The following is a 16,729-nucleotide window of genomic DNA, read 5'->3' as shown; positions in this document are numbered from 1 at the left end:
CGTCTAGCGAAGATTCAGTTTTTTCTCAAGTGCTCAATCGTTGGCGAGTTTACGGAAGGCGGCCGGCGGCCGGCCAACCGTCCTCGAAAATACCCTCGTGAAGTGCACATGATCGGCAAATCCGCATTCGGAAGCGATCTGCAGGATGGGAAGCGAGGTTTTCGCGAGAAGATAGCGCGCGCGCCGCACACGGCTGTGCAGCAGGTACTGATAAGGCGTCTTGCCGGTGGACAGCTTGAACAGGCGGGTGAAATGCCCGGCGGTAAGCCCGCTGCCTTCGGCAAGATCGGCCAAGGACAGCTTGTGGCCCATCCTGGCCTCCACGACGTCCTGGAATCGTGCCATCTGCCGTCTGGTGAGGCCGTGTGCCGGTTCGTCCGCGGCGCGGAACGGACCGGCGCTGGAATGATGTTGCAGAACGTGGCCTGCCAACGTCCTAGCAAGATGCTCCACATGGAGATCGGGGGTTTCCGGATTGAGTTCAGCTGCCTCGCCGATCGCGCCGACGAGTCCTTCGAGCAAGGGGTCGATGAACGGCAACTTGGTGATCACCTCGATCGAGGCGGGATCCCGGTTGAAAATATCGGCCGCGACTTCCGCCAGCAGCGATGCGTGAAGATAGAGATGCGTGGTGTGAAGCCGCCTGTTCAACCTGAACCGAACCGACTGGGCGGGAGCAAGAATGCCGACCTGGCCGGAATGGAGGTTCGAACTGATCTCCCCGGCATTCAGACTGTAGGCCAGCCTGGCGGATCCGGAGCGCACGAGCCCGATGAAAAGATGCGGACTGGAGGGGAAACTCCGTTCGTACGGGTCCTCGATCTGCATCGACACATAGGTGCTCTGCCACCGGCAACCAGCACTGGTCAACAGCGTTCGGCAGGTATCGATTTGGCTGATGCCGTGTATTTCTCTTATCGGAAATTCGCGAACGGCGTCAGCATCGCCATTCCTGTACATCGAGAGAACGAATCTAGCAGACGCGCCTTTCGGATCGCGCGCCTTCGCGCCAAGCAAGATTCGAGGGTTTCTTTTCCAGTGTCGAACGACAATGAACGGTTGTGCCTGAGTGGTTCATTTTCGTGGTCTCCGGTGCCCCCCACCGGATGCAAAATGAAATATATCGTGATTCCCCCATTTTTCAGCCACCCAATTTCAACCTGACGAGCAGGTTGGTTCAACTTATGGTTAACGAAAGGCCGGATGAACCCAATGCGCGCGGGCCAGGCATCATTCGTCTGGAAGGCTCACGCGATTGCTTGTTCGAGGGCAACCAGGCTCCGCTGATCCGCCGGCCATCCACCCCTTCGTCGGCGGCAATCCGAGGCAGTTCAGTCTTCAGTGGCTCGTGACGAAAAGCTGGCGGTCGAATCTGGTCAGCCGCTCATAGCCATCGGCGACTATGCGGATCGTCTCGGACATGCCGAAGCCTCGCGCCAGAACATAGGTGTGGAAGACCATGTTCTCCTGAAAGACCCAGTCAGCCGCCGGATGGGCCTCCAGCGGCTCACCGCCATTGGGATGCAGCAGCAAGCCTACGGAATAGAACGTCTTGTTGGTGTAGTGTTCACGCAGGCCCGCCGACATGACGCCTTCACGGTAGACCGCATCGGGAACCGTTGCCGGGACACCGGGCCGAACTTCTGCGAGGGCAGCGTCCTGTATACGGATCAGCTTCTCGACCGTCGAGAAATCCTCATCGCGTGCTTCGGCAACCTTCATGGGGCGCATGAAACGGGCATGGTAATGATGGCTGTTCGGCGTCACTTCGAGCTGCACGATATCGCCGTGCTCCAGCACGCGGTCGCTGTAGCCACCATGCAAGTGGAAAGCGCGCTCGCCCGAAGACAGAACGCCTGGACCTGGCAAGTCGGACCCGGCTCGGATCATCGCGGCGCAAATCTCCGCCGCCATTTCGCGCTCGCTTGCACCCACGCGCGCGGTTTCGATGCCGGCGCGCATACCTGCCTCGGCGGCACGCGACGCAATCCGTTGATAGGCTATCTCAGCTTCGGACTTGATCTTGCGCATCTCCGAAACGAGATCGGAAACGTCCTCGATGCGAATGCCGGGCAACGCCGCGGCGATTGCTTCCCACCGTGCAGCGTTCAGCACCCACGCGCTCTTTTCCACGCCGATGGCTGCCGCGCGGCCAAGCCGGGAGGTTATTGCCCCTACCGCAACCGCCAGCCTGTCATCGCTGTCGCACCACAGCACCCTGTCGCGAAACACGCAGGTGCTGTCGAGATAATATTCCTCAACATCGCGGGCAAAGAGCGTCGGCTCACCGTTGGCGGGAATGATGGCGAACTGAAACGTCCCATAGGCGCGGGTGAAGTAACCGGTCAGCCATGTCACCGTCTCGGGCAGAAAGGCCACCATGCCATCAAGCCCTAGCGCTTTCAGCGCGGACTGAACGCGCGCCAGTCTTGCGCGATATTCAGAAGGATCGAACCAATAGTTGTTCTGCACCCGAAATCAGCCTCTCTTAACAAGTTCGGCGAAGCGGGTCAGGATGGTTCCGGCCTCGATCTGGGGGTCGGCGGCGGCGATAAAGGCATCGACGTCACCGCCATCCTTTACCATACGTTCCCGGTTCTGCTCGAACCACGCGGGAGCCTGCGTCCGCGTGACCTCGGGATGTCCCTGAACGCCCCAGGCGCGATGCTGGCGATGCCGCCAGACATGATTGGGGCAGATGTCGGACCAGGCGAGAACCACCATATCCGGATGGTCTCCGCGTACCTCGTCATTGTGCCAGACGAACATGCGCACCGCCGTGCCCCAGTCTTGCGTCAAGGCATCTTGCGCAGCGGCGGCAGCCAGCGGCAGATCCTTGTAGCCGATTTCGCAGAAGTCGCGGCGGAAGACCTGTTCCTTGCCACAAAGCGCGGAAGCGAGAATCTGGTGGCCGAAGCAGACGCCGAGCATCGGAATGTCCTTTTGCGCCGCGTCGCGTATAAGTTCGTGCTCGCGATGTATCCAGTCGATGTCCTCATAAGCGCCATGGGGGCTGCCCGAGAGAAAGATGCCGTCGTAGCCCTCGAGACTGTCGGGGAACGCGCTGCCATAGGCCCAATAGCGATCTACACTTAGCCCCCAGCCCTCGAACCGCTCATCGAGTTTTGCGACCGACTGCAATTGCCGTCCGTTTCCGAGGTAGAGCAACCGTTTTCCGGACATGAAGCCCCCTTTTAGGCGGCTAAACCGAGCCAATTCGGCACGGGTCGCCTGTTGATGCGCCATTGGTATACCATAGGCCTACCAAATCACAATGGAACAGGCTCCTCCGGAGGAAAAAAGTGCGGTGCGGCTCTCCGAGAGCGTGGCATGATCATGAAGCCGGTCGAATGATCTGCAGGGAATCTTCGGAAGCTGATGGCAGTCGTCGGCACGGTGAACATAGTTGGGAAAGATACGTGCAGGTGATCCGGCGATCATGCGCGATAATTCGGGCGGCCAAGGAACAAGAGCATGGCGATTGGAACGCATCGATTTTGGCGACAGCCGATGGCCGGTGTACCATAGAAGTCGAGAATCTGGCCGCCCTATGAGGTCGAAGCCTTCGCAGGCATGGCCGCGTTAGCGGTCATGCAATATGTCGAGAACTCTCTAGTCGATCAGGTGGACAGTCACGCAGTTCATTTCAGCGGCGTTCCTGAGGTCCCTCCTCGCAGAAACCCGACAGCACGCGCGCTGCCTCCGCGAAGTCGTCGATTTCCATCGCCTCCTGCGGATTATGGCTGCCGTTGCGATTGCGAATGAAGATCATCGCAGTCGGCACGCCCATCTTTGCGAAAACCGCCGAATCATGTCCCGCGCCACATGGCATTTTCCGGGCGTCAATCGACTGCGCTTGGACGATGCGGCCAAGGTGGGCGAGAAGGTCGCTATCCATGCGGGCAGGCTGGCTACCGGTTTCAGCGCCCAGATGAAAGCGGACATTGCATTCCGCTTCGATGGCCGCGACGGCCTCGGCCAATTCGCCGCGCATGAAGTCCAGCACTTCCAGATCCTCGCTACGCACATCGAGCGAGAAGTCGGTTCGTCCGGCAATCTTGGAAAAAGCGGCATCGCGGCCTGTAGCCACCTGCCCGAACGTCACCGCCAAATCACGCCCAGCGGCAGTCAGGCGTTTCCACGCGTCATCCATCGCAACGACCAGTCGCGCGGTGGCAAGAGCGGCGTCGCGCCTGTAGGCGCGAGGAGTCGCGCCGGAATGCGCGTAACTACCCTCACACCATGCGTGGCGATGCCTAAAGCTACCGCGAATGCCTGTCACCAACCCGATAGGCCGTTCCTCACCGACGAGAACCGGGCCTTGCTCGATATGTGGCTCAAGAAAGGCGGCTATGCGCGACGGGTCCAGATGAGCCGTACCCGCGCGCAGCTTTTCAGCATCTCCACCCGCCGCGTCGATGGCCTTGCCGAGCGGAATGCCGTCGCCCGCACGAAGCACATGGTCCAGTTCGTCGCTCGTCAATTTGCCGAACGCAGCCCGCGAGCCGACATAAGAAGCGCCGAACCAAGTGCTTTCCTCGGCACGGATCGCCATTAGCGTCAGGTCGCGCGCGGGCCTACGCCCTGCCTTGAAGAAGCCGGAAGCCACGGCCAATCCGGCCAGCACACCGGCGGCTCCGTCGAAATTGCCGCCTGCGGGCACGGAGTCCAGATGCGAACCGACCATGACCGCTGGGCCGTTCTCGCGGCCTTTCATCGTCATGTAGAGATTGCAGGCTGCGTCGACCTCGCAAACCATGCCCATGCGCCCTGCTTCACGCAGAACAATCTCATGCGCAATCTGCTCTCCCAACCCGTAGGAAGTGCGATTGATGCCGTGTCCAGGGCGACCTACGCCCGTGCGCTGCTCGAGCTCGGCAAACAGCTTCACCGCAAGAGGGATGTCCGGCTGCGGCGCACCATTGGGCAGCAAAGAAGTTGCCCCTTGTCCCTCCGGGACAGGGGTTACAATATCTTGCGCTGAAGGAGTCATCTGCGGGTCAGTCTTCCGATAATGCTATCCTGCACATTGACAATGTGCTCGGTCATGGCTGCTTCCGCAGCCTCTCCGTCACCCGCCTCCACCGCAGCCAAGACCTTCAGATGCTCGCGGCAGGTGGTTTCAAATCGCTCAGGCATGGCGCGCAGGTCGAACATCTGTGTTTGGCGGCGCAAGCTCTGGATAATCTGGGCGAGTTGAGGATTGCCCACCGCACGGGCCAATCCGCTATGCAGATTTTCATCGAGTTCGCGCACCACGGCGCGATCGGTTTCGGTCTTCCCTTTAGCCAGAAGCTGTTCCAGGGCTGCCGTCAGCCTTTGTATTTCCTCATGCGGAACCTTGCCCGCCGCCATACGCGCCACGCGCGGCTCAAGCATGAGGCGAATCTGCAACGCATCCATGTATTCCTCGATGCGCATCTGCTTGACCTGAAGGCCGCGGCTTCCCTGACGGATCAGCAATCCCTCGCTTTCCAGCATCAGCAGTGCATCGCGGACCGGCGTGCGCGACATGTTCAGGCTGTCCGCCAGACGCCGCTCCGTCACCAAATCGCCCGGGCGCGCCTCACCACCTTCGATCATTTTGAGAATTTCTTCGTAAGCCTGCAAGGCAAGCCTTTTATCTGGCGCGTGCAGCATCGTGCTCCTTCGCTAGTCCTCGTTGCGTCCGGCTGCAATGTGCCGCTTCAACCGGCACAACCTACAAATTGAGGGCAGGATTTCGCCCGCTTGGGATAGTCGGCCTGCTTATTCTTAACCCGAACACCATGCAATATGCAATGTGAATGCCATCGGTTGACTAATGGTATACCAAGCCATACGATCCTTCAGAAATCTCCCCTGCTGCTCCTCGGCATTGAGACCATTGGGAAAGGATCCGACCTTGGCGTTTGCTCCGCAAAGCATGCTTCCCTTCGAGCGTGATGAACTGGAGGCTCGGCAAGTTCGATTGCGGGAAGCCCTGAATGATGAAGGCTTCGATGCGATGCTCGTCTTTTCTCAGGAAAGCCTGTTCTGGCTGACCGGTTATGACAGCGGCGGGTTTGTGTATTTCCAGTGCGCGCTGGTGACGGCTGACGACAGGCCCATGGTCCTTTTGACACGGCGGCCGGACCTTCTTCAGGCGCGTATGACCTCCACCATCGAAGACATTCGTATCTGGTGGGATGCCGACGATGCCAACCCGGCAGCCGATCTCAAAGAAATACTGGCCGAGCACGGATTGCAGGGCAAGCGAATTGCCATTGAACTCAATACGCACGGATTGACCGGCTGGAATCTCTGGCGCTGTCAGCAGACCTTCGGCCAATGGTGTCAGTTGGAAAATGACGACCACCTGATCCGCAAGCTGCGTGTGCGGAAGTCGCCAGCAGAAATAGAGATCATGCGCGAGGCGGGCCGCATATGCGACCGCTCGCTCGAACGGGTCATTGCCGCGGCGCGCCCGGGGATTCTCGACAGCGATCTCAAAGCGGAATACCTCGCCTCGATCCTCGGTGACGGTGCCGACATGCCGCCCAATGCACCCTTGTTCAATTCGGGTGAAAGGGCGGTCTTTGGGCGCGGCGTGGCGACGGCACGTCGCTTGCTGGAGAATGACCAGATTCTTGTGGAATATCCGGTTCCCTACAAGCACTACAACGTCAAGACGGAATGGCTGATCGTGCTGGGCAAGCTGAAGGACGAGCAGCGGCGCATGTATGACGTGGCGCGCGAAACGCTAGCCCGCATGACCGATCTTGCGCGCCCTGGCACAACGCTGGGAGAAATCTTCGACTGTTACGCCAACCATCTGGATGCCGCCGGTTTTGCCGCCTCGCGCTACGGCGCGACAGGTTATTCCGTCGGAATTTCCTATGCTCCCACATCCATGGATGTGCCGCCCATGATCTATTCGGGCAACGCGACCGTCTGCGAACCGGGAATGACGCTGTTCTATCACGTCATGAACGGCGTGCAGGACAACGGCCTTGCCATGGGCGTCGGCCACACCTTGCTGGTTACGGAAGGCAAGCCCGAAATTCTAACCTATTTGCCCGACGACCTGACAGTCATCACGTGATGCGTGGGGCCAAAAACCGATGAGGCGCCGGAAGCGCTTCGCCAAAAAAAGGCCCTCCATGGGCCATATAAGAGGAGAACACTCGTGAGCCAGTTTACACTCAAGCGCCGCCACGTCATTCTCGGCATGGCCGCAGCCACTGCGACAGGATTCCTGCCGTCCATCGCATTCGGACAGGACGCCAATCCGAAGCCCGGCGGCACGCTGAAAATCAGCCACTCGACCCGCATCGCCACGCTCAATCCGCTGACCCTTTCGGGTCCCGCCGAATACCCCTGCATCGACATGCTTTATTCGCGCCTGACGCGCATCGGCCTCGACAGCCAGCCGCACCCGGACCTGGCGGAAAGATGGGAAGCATCGCAAGACGCCACGCAATTCACCTATTACCTGCGTAGCGGCGTCACCTTCCATGATGGCACGCCTTTTACCGCCGACGATGTGGTCGCCACCTACGAGGCGATCCTCAATCCCGACATTCCCGCCGCCGCATCTTCCGTCGTGAACATGGTGAAGAAGGTGGAGGCGCTGGACGACACGACGGTTCGCTTCACTCTTTCGTCTCCTTTTGCCGATCTTCCCTTCTCCACCGCGCATGCGAACACCTGCATATTGTCGCGCAAAGCCTTGGAAGGCGACCTGGCTCAACTCGAGACCAAGGCGAACGGCACCGGCCCGTTCAAGCTGGAGGTCTATGACAGCGCGCGAATGGTGCGGCTGGCCAAGAACGAGAACTATTTCGTTGAAGGCAAGCCCTATCTCGACGGCGTGGATATGATGCTCTTCCCCGACCTCGCGGCCGAAAGCGCCAACTTCCTGTCCGGCACGACGGATGTGATGCTGACAGTTCAGCAAGCCGATTTCCAGCGTATCGCATCGAGCACCGGCATCGAGGCCAAGCGTGTCAATTCCGGCCGCTATGTCTGTGTCGCGATGCGTCAGGACGCTGAACCGTGGAATGACGTCAGGGTGCGCAAGGCGCTCTCAATGGCAATAGACCGCCCGCTTCTGGTGGACATGCTATTGGAAGGGCTTGGCCGACCGGCCTATGACTCACTGGTTGCGCCCGAACTGCAATTCGCGACCGAAAAGCCGGAAATCGCCTATGACCCGGAAGGCGCACGGGCGCTTCTGGCCGAAGCTGGCTACCCTGACGGCATCAGCGTCAAGCTTGTCGCTTCCGACCGCCCGGCGATCCGCTCTCAAACCGCGATCGCCATTCAGCAAACGACTGCCGCAGCCGGTTTCAACATCGAAATCGAGACCATGCCGCACGATACCTATCTGGCCAACGTGTGGATGAAGGGACCATTCTATATCGGCTACTGGGGTATGCAGCCGACCATCGACGAGACATACAATCTGTTGTTGACGTCGAACGCTTCCTATCAGGACACGGAATGGAAGAACGAGGAGTTCGACGCGCTGATCGCAGCAGGACGCGAAACGACGGACGAGGCGAAGCGTGCGCAAATCTACGCTGACGCCCAGGCGCTCGAACTGCGTGATACGCCTTACATCGTGCCGTTCTTCGAAGACGTCCTGACCGCCAGCAGCGACAAGACCAATGAATGGCAGGTGGCACCGATTTCTCGCTATTTCTACGTCGAGAACGTCTGGCTCGATCGCTAACTAACGGAGATCGGTTCGCGTGAGCCTGACCTACCTACTGCGTCGCCTCGGCGCCGTCCTGATCGTTCTGGCGATCGTCACGGTCGCGGTTTTCGTCATCACCAATGTGCTGCCAGGAAACGCGGCGCTGATGATACTGGGCGAGAATGCGACCGCCGAAAACCTTAGCGCGCTCGAGCGACAGCTTGGCCTCGATCGGCCACTGCCGGTTCAGTACCTGCACTGGATCGGCGGCGTGCTGCAGGGGGATTTCGGCATGTCGCTGCGTCTGAGACTGCCGGTGTCGGAAGTCGTCGGAAGCGCGTTCTTCAATTCGCTTTGGCTGGCGGGTATCGTTCTGGTGGCCGTCACCTTGATCGCAATTCCTCTGGGCGCGCTCGCCGCGCTCACGCGAGGCACGGTCGTCGACGCGGTCATCGGCGTGTTCTCCTATCTCGGCACCGCCCTGCCTGAATTCGTAACCGCTACGCTTTTACTCGTGATCTTCGCCAAACCCGAAAATCCCATCTTTCCGGCGGGCGGCTTCGTTGCGCCCTTCGACGATTTTCCCGGCTTTTTGCGCCATGTGGTCCTGCCCGCCGCGACGCTCGGCCTGATTCTCATGGCGCACATCTCACGGCAGGTGCGCTCCGAAATGTCCGAGGTTCTGGCTTCGGACTACGTTCGCGCCGCGCGGTTAAAGGGGCTGAGCGAGCGCCGCGTGATCTGGCGCCATACGCTGCCGAACTCGCTTGCCCCGGCCGTTGCCGTCATCTCGCTCGATATAGGCTATCTGCTCGGCGGCATCATAGTGGTTGAAGAGATCTTCGCCTGGCCCGGTCTCGGGCGGCTGCTGATCTACGCGCTGCAAAACCGTGATCTGCCGGTCATTCAAGCGATCACACTGCTTCTTGCGGTGGTCTACGCCCTCTCCAACCTGCTGGCCGATCTCGTCATCGCAAAGCTGGATCCGAGAGTCCGCTATGCGTAAGCTCCTATCATCGCCGAGCGGATTGATAGGTTCGCTCCTGCTTGCAATCGTCTTGACGGCGGCGCTGTTCGGCCCGTGGCTCGCGCCCTATGAGCCGCAGCAGTTTCACGCGCAAAGCCGCCTGCAAGGCCCGAGCCTGCAATTCCTGCTCGGCACCGACCAATATGGTCGCGACCTGCTTTCACGCATCCTGAACGGCGCTCCCGCCACAGTGCTTTTCGGCATCGGCGCAACCGTGCTGGGCGTCGGCGTCGGCTCCATCATCGGTGTCATCGCCGGGGTCGCCGGCGGGCGCACCGACAGCATCATCATGCGCATTCTCGATGGAATGCTGGCCATGCCGGAGCTCCTGTTCACTTTGCTTATAGTCACCTTTCTCGGCGGAGGCACGACACAGGCACTGCTGGCGGTAGCCGTGACTTTCACGCCCGGAATGGCGCGTGTGGCGCGCTCCTCGGTCCTGTCGGTGCGCACGCGCGAATACGTGCTCGCCGCTATTGCACGTGGTGAAAGTCAAAACTGGATCGTGTTCCGAGAGGTGCTTCCAAACGCGCTTGGCCCCGTCATCGTCGAGGCCACGATCCGCGTGAGCTTCGCCATCATGATCGGCGCGACGCTCGGCTTTCTCGGCTTGGGCGCGCAGCCGCCTTCGACCGAATGGGGGCTGATGGTCGCCGAAGCGCGGCAGTTCATGTTCCGCAACCCGTGGTGCGTCGCCATGCCCGGCCTTGCAATCGCGATAACCGCGATGGGTTTCAACCTGTTCGGCGACGCCCTGCGCGACGTGTTCGACCCGAAACGGAATCATTGATGACCGCCTCCGTCAAACAGCGTCCGGTTCTTGAGGTCTTAAACTATTCCATGAGCTACCAGACCGAAGATGGTCCGGTCGAAGCGCTCAGGAACGTTTCCCTCAAGGTCATGTCGGGAGAAACCCATGCGATCGTGGGTGAAAGCGGCTCGGGCAAATCCACCCTCGCATGGGCGGTGACTCGCTGTCTGCCGGCAAACGCCCGCGACCTGAACGGCGCGATCCTGCTCAACAGCGAGGACGTGCTGGCAAAAAGCCGGAGCGAATTGCGCGATCTGCGTGGACGACGAATATCCATGGTATTCCAGGATCCCAGCTCGTCGTTGAATCCGTCGATGAAGCTTGGTGACCAGGTAATGGAGGTGCTGCGCCGCCATCGCGGCATGAGCCGGGAAGCCGCGCGTATTGAAGCCGAAGCCGCGCTTTCGCGAACCGGCATCCAGAATCCGGCCGCTATGATGGAGCGCTATCCGCACGAAGCTTCGGGCGGCGAGAAGCAGCGCGTTATCATTGCCACCGCTTTCGCCTGCAATCCCGAGCTTATCATCTTCGACGAACCGACCACCGCACTCGATATCCTTACCGCCAAGCAGATTCTCGAACTTTTCGTGAAACTGCGGAAGGAAACCGGCGTTGCAGCGCTTTATATCTCGCACGATCTAGGGCTGGTTCGCCGGATCGCCGATACCGTCACCGTGCTCTACAAGGGCGAAGTGGTGGAGGAAGGCGATGTAAAGACGGTATTCGAAACGCCGAAGCATACCTATACGCAAAACCTGCTTGCTGCCCTGCCTCGCCCCCAGGACCGAATCGCCGCACCCGCTCCCGAAACCACCGCACCGCTTTGCGCCGTGGAGAATGTCAGCGTGCGCTACAACGAGCCGTCATGGCTGACCCGCATCGTAAACCCGGCAGCGAAAGCGCATTATGGGGCAAAGCAGATTTCCTTCGACGTGCGCCCTGGCGAGCTCGTCGGGATCGTGGGCGAAAGCGGCTCCGGCAAATCTACGATTGCAAGGGCTGCAATCGGGCTCAACCCGTTCGAGGGGCGCATCACCTTCAACGGACGGCACTTCGACAATTGGAAGGCATTTGACAAGGCTTATCGCAGACAGGTGCAGATCGTCTTTCAGCATCCCGACGCCAGCCTCAATCCGCGTGAAACAATCGGCAGGATCCTTGCCCGCCCGCTGCGGCTCTACAATTTGGCGCCCGCCCACGCAGTGCCGGAACGGGTGCGCGAGCTTCTGGAGACGGTGCTGCTGCCGCCAGAATTCGTCAATCGCTATCCGCACCAGCTTTCCGGCGGACAAAAGCAGCGTGTAGCCATCGCCCGCGCCTTCGCAGCCGAGCCGAAGCTAGTGATCTGCGATGAGATCACCGCTGCGCTCGACGTCTCGGTCCAGTCGGCGGTGGCCCAGCTGCTGGTGGAACTACAAGCGCGCTCGGGCGCAGCCTGCCTGTTCATCACCCACGACCTGAACCTTATTCGCCAGCTTGCACATCGTATCGTCGTCATGCATCGCGGAACGCTGGTGGATACGTTTGACGTGGCGGATGCAGTCGCGCCCGAACGCGCGGACTACACGCGCGCGCTCTTGAACGCAGTTGCCGTTCCGACACGCCCTGCTCACACATCCTGAGGTTCCTCGTCCATGATTACTCCCCTGAACATCGCCCGCACGATCGATGAGAAAGCCTGTCTCGAAACCCTTTCTGACATGGTGCGACACAAATCATATTCCGAAACGCCGGGCGAGAGGGCGCTGGCTGAACATATGGTGGAACTCATGCGCGATATGGGCATGGACGAAGCCTACTTGATGCCGGTCTGCGGCGATCGCGTGAACGCCATCGGCATCTGGCGTGGCACCGGCGGCGGCAAGAGCATCCTGTTTAACGGCCATCTCGACACGAACCCCGCCACCGAAGGCTGGACCGTGGATCCCTGGGCCGGAAAGGTGGATGAGAACTTCATCTACGGAATCGGCGTTTCCAACATGAAGGCGGGTGATGCCGCCTATCTTTGCGCGGTGCGAACGCTCATCCAGAACGGAATAAGGCTGAAGGGCGATGTGATCCTCACCTTCGTCATCGGCGAGCTTCAGGGCGGTATCGGCACCCATGCGGCGGTGAAGGCGGGCTTGCGAGCGGACTATTTCATCAATTCCGAGCCGTCCGATCTTCAGGCCATCACCATGCACGCGGCGGCCTTTACGTTCGTCATCGAACTGGAAGGCATTACCCGCCATCTTTCGAAGCGCGAAGCGGCGGTCGATGCGATCCTCGCCGCGTGCGAACTGATACCGGAATTGCACGGCCTGACCTTCTCCGATGCGCCCAGTGAAGAACACCGCTCGATCAACCGGGTTCATGTCGGTGTCGTGCACGGAGCGCTGGGGCGCGACCTGCATGAATGGCGGCCTCCCCAGGTGGCCGATTTCGTGCGGCTCAAAGGGTCGGGCCGCTACGGCCCCGGCCAAACCGAGGAGAACGCGCTGGCCGACATCCAAAAGGCGCTGGATTCGCTATGCGCCCGCTATCCGGGCCTGAAGGCCAAGCTGAGCACGGAAGCCAGGGAAGGACGGCCCGTCATGCCCGCTTTCGAGGTAGCCAAGGACAGCCCGATCGTCACCGCGCTCAACGCCGCCTACGGGGCGATACGCAACGAACCGCAGCCCACGGGCGCAATCACTCCGCCGGGCTTTTTCGGCACCGATGCCGGGCATCTTTATGAGCATGGCGGCATGACCGGCGTCGTTTGCGGCCCCGGCGGGCGCTACAACACCATGCCGGACGAGCGGGTCGACATTCCCGATTATCTCGACTGCATCCGCATCTATCTGCTGACCATCTGCGAAATCTGCGAGGTCGCATGATCGCTCTCGATCAGGAATACGCTGCCTGGACCATGTCAGGCCGCGAAGTTGCACTGCGCTTTCCCGAATCCGAATATCGTGACCGCCTCGCGCAGGCGCGCGCGCGACTGGTCGCCGAAGGGCTGGATGCGCTGCTGATCTTTGCGCAGGAAAGCCACTATTATCTCACCGGCTTTGACACTGCCGGGTTCGTTTTCTTTCAGGTCGGTGTCTTGACCGCCAATGACGACAAACTGGTTCTGCTGACCCGCATGCCGGACAAACGGCAGGCGGAAGTCGCATCGCTCTATGATGAAATCCGCATCTGGTTGAACGCCGAAGATGCCGACCCGGCAGCGGAACTACGCGACATTCTCGACGAGCTCGGCCTCAAGGGCGGAAAAGTCGGCGTCGAGATGGACAGCCACGGGCTGACGGTGGCGAACTGGCAGCGCGTCGCGACCAATCTGAATGGGTTCGCGACGCTCTGCGACGCTTCGCATGTCGTGCGACGGCTGCGGTTGGTGAAAACACCAGCCGAACGCGACATGATGCGCATGGCCGGGCGTCTGGCTGACATGGCCGTGCAGGCGGCTTTCGATGCGGCGACACCGGGCATATTCGACACGGCCATGTCGGGAGCAGCCGTCACCGCTCAGCTTGCGGCGGGCGCCGACATGCCCGCTGGCGGGCCTCTCCTGAATGTGGGGTCGCGCGCGCTTTTCGGGCGCGGCATGGGCGGGCCACGCAAGCTGGAAGAAAACGATCAAATCCTGATCGAACTGGCCGGCTCGGCCTGTCGCTACCATGTCGTCGTGGAGCACACCGCTGTAACCGGCAAGGTGGACCCGCGCCAGCAGCGCCAGATGGATGTCGCCATCGACGCGCTGAACCGGATCAAGGAAGCGGCGGTTCCCGGCGAACGGCTCGGCACACTCAACGACATACATTACAGCGTGCTGGATGCCGGAGGCTATGCGAAGCAGCGCTATGCTGCCTGCGGCTATGCGCTCGGATGTACCTTCAAGCCGACATGGATGGATGTGCCGCCCATGATCTACACCGGCAATCCGCTGGTACTGGAACCGGGCATGGTCTTCTTCGTCCACATCATGATCCCCAATACCGAGACTGGTCTGGTCGCGGGCGTCGGCCAGACCTTCATCATAGGCGAAGAAGGTAAAGGCGTCGAAACGCTCAGCCAGTTGCCTCTACAACTGTGGAAACTTTGAAAGCGTGGCCTGACGGTCCGTGATATCCGCATCGCGGGAAGGTTCATTCATCAACGTTCGTCCGTTCGACGGGTCGCGCTTGTCAGCTTGCGCTGCCATCGGCAACTAGCCCGGAACGTGTCCCTGCGATCGCAGCGCCCCCACGAGCAGATCCGTATATCCGGCTACGCTTGCTTCTGCCTGCTCGCGAAGAGACAGCGCCGTCCACATCTCCAGCGGCGCGATGAAGTCGCGCAACTCCCGCCCCGCATCCACGGATGAAACCGTCGACCCGTCGAGTGCGAGCGTGACGAGGGTGACTTTCGATGCATATCTGATCGCGGCGATCCGTTGAATTGCCGGATCTCCGACCACCCGCACATTGAAAATCGTGATGCCTCCGAGACGGATCGCCTCTTCATCGAGGGCCGTGGCGAAACTTTTGTCGATGAGATCGAGCTTCACTTCGCTCGCGGTGGAGGAATCGCCGGTGATCATGCGGCGATCTTGGCACGAATATGTGGATGCGCAAGCCGGTCACTGGCTGGTGGCGGTGCATGCACCTCGTCGGTGAAGAGCCGACACGCGCCTGTCTCGCGCATTGTCATCAAGTTGTGACACGGGACACATAGATACGGGCGAACTCGTCAATGTCGAGGAGCCCCGATGGTGACACGATTGTCGACATGCCGACTGGGCGCCCCAAGGTTGGATCGCGATATTTCCGTCCTTGGCCATGCGTGGCAGACGATCCACGGCGAAGCCGGCGTCGGAAAGGCTCGCCCGGACCGCAATCGCCGATGACTTGTCACGAAATCGCCGAAGCCTTGCCCGGCGGAATCCGCAGCTCCTAGTTCACTGGATTTCACATCGACGGGCGCACCCCACGGTGCGACGCGGAAAGCCGTCGTTACGCGCAACGTCCCAGACCATACCACTCATCGGAACATGGCGCGTCGTCACGAAACAACACATCAGCATCGGACGAATGAATATGAGGTCGTCAACCGCCGAAAAATACGAGTTCCGGCATTCCTTGCAGCAAAAAGAAAAAGCGTTCCGGGAAGTGGAAGATCTACTGATAGATCAATTCGAGACACTTCCTCGCCAATTGAAGATCGCGGCCAATTATATCCTCAATGAGCCGACGGAAGTTGCCTGGTGCTCGATGCGCGAGCTCGCCCGCAGGGCGGGGGTAAGCCATTCGACCATGATGCGGCTGGTGCACTGGATCGGCTTCGACAAGTACGAGGAGGTGCAGTCCCGATACCAGACTGCCATAGACCGCGTGGGCAAATCCGTCGATGGGGCGGTGCAGTCGGGTGCGCAGGTCGATATCGACGGCTTCAATGCCTTGTTTTCGGCACAGGCAACCAGGTTGACCGAAGGATTGGAGTTGCCCAAGCCGTTCGCGGAGGCTGCCCGGATTCTTGCCGAAGCTCCGCAGGTCTATTGTCTCGGGCTGCGGTCACAATACGCGGTGGCCCATCAGTTCAACTACGCGCTATCGCATTTCCACAACTCGACCGTCCTGATCGATAGGGAAATCGGGTTGAAAACGGGCGGTGCTCTCGAGGACTCTGGCCCTGCCGATGCCCTGCTGGCGATCAGCACCGCGCCCTATGCGCGCTTGACGGTTGAAATTGCCCGCGAAGCGGCCAGCCATGGCGTCACGATTGTGGCCATCACCGACGACCGGCTCTCGCCGCTGGTTCGCCTTGCACGCGTCAGCATTCTGGTCAGGCCAGTCAAGCGCTTCTACTTCCAGAGCATCACCCCGACCCTGGCGGCGGCGGAGATACTCGCCGGCCTCGTTGCGCAGAGATTGAATGCGCGGGCAAGGGGCTCCGCGGAGCTTGCCGGACCTCTTGGCGGGTGAATGAATTTCCAGCGCAAGGCGTAGTAAAAGTAATATTTATTATCATTTATCCATGTTGCTTTATTTTAAAATAAGCCAGCAAAATATCAAAATAGTATATAAATTATTCTCTCACGTGTATAACTTCTAAAATAGGAATTTATAAATAATAGTTGTTCCATTTGGATTTTCGATTGTCGCAACGGCAAGTTAAATTGCTCGGCGCACAGGTGACGCTTCGTCAGCCGCAGACAAGAAATCGGTGAAAAGCGCCGAAACGGGTAAGGCGGGCGCCTTCCTGTTTGGCTTTCTTGCAGGGGAGTTGG

14 protein-coding genes are annotated in these 16,729 nt (G+C 60.1%); 8 read left to right on the top strand and 6 right to left on the bottom strand.

The window, feature by feature from the left end; genetic code table 11:
• Window positions 1-33 precede the first annotated feature (33 nt).
• From XW59_RS25115 to XW59_RS25095, 5 genes are all read right to left on the bottom strand, one after another.
• Complete coding sequence (locus tag XW59_RS25115; RefSeq protein WP_136068500.1) at window positions 34-1,017, bottom strand: AraC family transcriptional regulator; 984 nt, start codon at window positions 1,015-1,017, stop codon at window positions 34-36.
• A 321-nt stretch (window positions 1,018-1,338) separates the two neighbouring features.
• A complete protein-coding gene (locus tag XW59_RS25110) occupies window positions 1,339-2,472 on the bottom strand; it encodes a Xaa-Pro peptidase family protein (RefSeq protein WP_047148652.1) in 1,134 nt (377 codons plus the stop codon).
• Window positions 2,473-2,478: 6 nt separating this feature from the next.
• On the bottom strand, window positions 2,479-3,246 hold the full coding sequence (locus XW59_RS25105) for a type 1 glutamine amidotransferase (RefSeq protein ID WP_246666211.1): 768 nt from the start codon (window positions 3,244-3,246) through the stop codon (window positions 2,479-2,481).
• Window positions 3,247-3,646: 400 nt separating this feature from the next.
• Window positions 3,647-4,933: a hydantoinase/carbamoylase family amidase gene (locus tag XW59_RS25100; RefSeq protein ID WP_246666210.1), complete on the bottom strand. Its 1,287-nt coding sequence runs from the start codon at window positions 4,931-4,933 to the stop codon at window positions 3,647-3,649.
• Between the two features lie 56 nt (window positions 4,934-4,989).
• A complete protein-coding gene (locus tag XW59_RS25095) occupies window positions 4,990-5,640 on the bottom strand; it encodes a GntR family transcriptional regulator (protein ID WP_047148649.1) in 651 nt (216 codons plus the stop codon).
• Window positions 5,641-5,884: 244 nt separating this feature from the next.
• Here XW59_RS25095 and XW59_RS25090 point away from each other — a divergent pair, with 244 nt between their 5' ends.
• The 7 genes from XW59_RS25090 to XW59_RS25060 all read left to right on the top strand — a co-directional run bounded on the left by XW59_RS25090 (window position 5,885) and on the right by XW59_RS25060 (window position 14,566).
• Complete coding sequence (locus tag XW59_RS25090; RefSeq protein ID WP_170990216.1) at window positions 5,885-7,063, top strand: Xaa-Pro peptidase family protein; 1,179 nt, start codon at window positions 5,885-5,887, stop codon at window positions 7,061-7,063.
• 84 nt (window positions 7,064-7,147) lie between these two features.
• The gene (locus XW59_RS25085; RefSeq protein WP_136068498.1) at window positions 7,148-8,695 is read left to right on the top strand and encodes an ABC transporter substrate-binding protein; all 1,548 of its coding nucleotides are present in this window, start codon (window positions 7,148-7,150) and stop codon (window positions 8,693-8,695) included.
• A gap of 19 nt (window positions 8,696-8,714) precedes the next feature.
• The gene (locus XW59_RS25080; RefSeq protein ID WP_047148647.1) at window positions 8,715-9,665 is read left to right on the top strand and encodes an ABC transporter permease; all 951 of its coding nucleotides are present in this window, start codon (window positions 8,715-8,717) and stop codon (window positions 9,663-9,665) included.
• Entirely contained in the window at window positions 9,658-10,476 is an 819-nt protein-coding gene (locus XW59_RS25075) for an ABC transporter permease (RefSeq protein ID WP_047148646.1), read from the top strand. Before XW59_RS25080 ends, XW59_RS25075 begins: the two co-directional genes overlap by 8 nt.
• On the top strand, window positions 10,476-12,119 hold the full coding sequence (locus tag XW59_RS25070) for an ABC transporter ATP-binding protein (RefSeq protein ID WP_047148645.1): 1,644 nt from the start codon (window positions 10,476-10,478) through the stop codon (window positions 12,117-12,119). The genes XW59_RS25075 and XW59_RS25070 overlap by 1 nt, the downstream gene beginning before the upstream one ends.
• A 12-nt stretch (window positions 12,120-12,131) precedes the next feature.
• The gene (locus tag XW59_RS25065; protein ID WP_047148644.1) at window positions 12,132-13,355 is read left to right on the top strand and encodes a M20/M25/M40 family metallo-hydrolase; all 1,224 of its coding nucleotides are present in this window, start codon (window positions 12,132-12,134) and stop codon (window positions 13,353-13,355) included.
• Window positions 13,352-14,566, top strand: a complete 1,215-nt coding sequence (locus XW59_RS25060) for a Xaa-Pro peptidase family protein (RefSeq protein ID WP_052958520.1) — start codon at window positions 13,352-13,354, stop codon at window positions 14,564-14,566. Before XW59_RS25065 ends, XW59_RS25060 begins: the two co-directional genes overlap by 4 nt.
• Window positions 14,567-14,671: 105 nt before the next feature.
• Here the strand turns inward: XW59_RS25060 and XW59_RS25055 are convergent, their stop codons facing one another.
• On the bottom strand, window positions 14,672-15,043 hold the full coding sequence (locus XW59_RS25055; protein ID WP_052958519.1) for a hypothetical protein: 372 nt from the start codon (window positions 15,041-15,043) through the stop codon (window positions 14,672-14,674).
• 490 nt (window positions 15,044-15,533) lie between these two features.
• Between XW59_RS25055 and XW59_RS25050 the strand changes: the two genes are divergently transcribed.
• On the top strand, window positions 15,534-16,424 hold the full coding sequence (locus XW59_RS25050) for a MurR/RpiR family transcriptional regulator (RefSeq protein WP_052958518.1): 891 nt from the start codon (window positions 15,534-15,536) through the stop codon (window positions 16,422-16,424).
• The last annotated feature ends 305 nt before the right edge of the window (window positions 16,425-16,729 follow it).

The organism is Aquamicrobium sp. LC103 (genome assembly GCF_001014615.2).
In the GTDB taxonomy this organism is placed as follows: domain Bacteria; phylum Pseudomonadota; class Alphaproteobacteria; order Rhizobiales; family Rhizobiaceae; genus LBCQ02.
This window is presented reverse-complemented; position numbering and strand designations above follow the sequence as displayed.

What these genes read in the sequence shown, in the direction of transcription:
- XW59_RS25105 (WP_246666211.1), bottom strand. Translation starts at nt 3,246, where the DNA reads ATGGCGCATCAACAGGCGACCCGTGCCGAATTGGCTCGGTTTAGCCGC.
- XW59_RS25095 (WP_047148649.1), bottom strand. Translation starts at nt 5,640, where the DNA reads ATGCTGCACGCGCCAGATAAAAGGCTTGCCTTGCAGGCTTACGAAGAA.
- XW59_RS25075 (WP_047148646.1), top strand. Translation starts at nt 9,658, where the DNA reads ATGCGTAAGCTCCTATCATCGCCGAGCGGATTGATAGGTTCGCTCCTG.
- XW59_RS25070 (WP_047148645.1), top strand. Translation starts at nt 10,476, where the DNA reads ATGACCGCCTCCGTCAAACAGCGTCCGGTTCTTGAGGTCTTAAACTAT.
- XW59_RS25065 (WP_047148644.1), top strand. Translation starts at nt 12,132, where the DNA reads ATGATTACTCCCCTGAACATCGCCCGCACGATCGATGAGAAAGCCTGT.
- XW59_RS25060 (WP_052958520.1), top strand. Translation starts at nt 13,352, where the DNA reads ATGATCGCTCTCGATCAGGAATACGCTGCCTGGACCATGTCAGGCCGC.
- XW59_RS25055 (WP_052958519.1), bottom strand. Translation starts at nt 15,043, where the DNA reads ATGATCACCGGCGATTCCTCCACCGCGAGCGAAGTGAAGCTCGATCTC.
- XW59_RS25050 (WP_052958518.1), top strand. Translation starts at nt 15,534, where the DNA reads ATGAATATGAGGTCGTCAACCGCCGAAAAATACGAGTTCCGGCATTCC.